Annotated in this window: 1 protein-coding gene; it reads left to right on the top strand. The window is 45.2% G+C overall.

Annotated features, from left to right (window positions below; translation table 11 throughout):
* Window positions 1-132: 132 nt before the first annotated feature.
* The coding region (locus tag A3735_RS02330; protein ID WP_156499341.1) for an ATP-binding cassette domain-containing protein at window positions 133-786 on the top strand (654 nt) is incomplete at its 3' end.

A 786-nucleotide genomic window follows, 5' to 3' on the forward strand; every position in this document is an offset into this window, starting at 1 on the left:
TGTCTCGACTTTCTAGCCCCAAGTCTTTATAGTTCGCGCCCCTTTGTGCTTAAGCTTCTGTCACTCTTTGCTAAAACCGATTGAAAGACATTCAAGCTGAGCCTCTCACCTTCAAATACCTAGGACGCTCTCTTGATTTCTACCGCTAATATCACCATGCAGTTTGGTGCTGAACCTTTGTTCGAGAACATTTCAGCTAAATTTGGTAACGGTAATCGCTATGGTTTAATCGGGGCTAATGGTTGCGGTAAATCAACCTTTATGAAAATCCTGAGTGGTGAGTTAACACCAACGTCCGGTAACGTTTCTATAACACCAGGTGAAAAGGTCGGTGTACTAAGCCAGGATCAGTTTGCCTTCGAAGAGTACAGCGTTGTCGATGCAGTGATCATGGGTGATGTTGAGCTGTGGAAAGTGAAACAAGAGCGTGATCGTATCTACAGCCTACCTGAAATGTCTGAAGAAGATGGCATGAAGGTCGCTGAATTGGAAACGCAATTTGCGGAGATGGACGGCTACAGTGCGGAGAGTCGAGCCGGGGAAATATTACTATCAGCGGGTATTGCTGAAGAATTCCACTTTGGTTTGATGGCACAAGTTGCACCAGGTTGGAAGTTAAGAGTGTTATTAGCTCAGGCTTTGTTCGCGAACCCTGATATTTTGCTTTTGGACGAACCGACCAACAACCTGGACATTCATACCATTGAGTGGCTCGGTACGGTTTTGAATGAGCGAAAATGTACGATGATTATCATCTCGCACGATCGCCATTTCTTGAATTCTGTG

The sequence above is a fragment of the Oleiphilus sp. HI0061 genome (genome assembly GCF_001635675.1).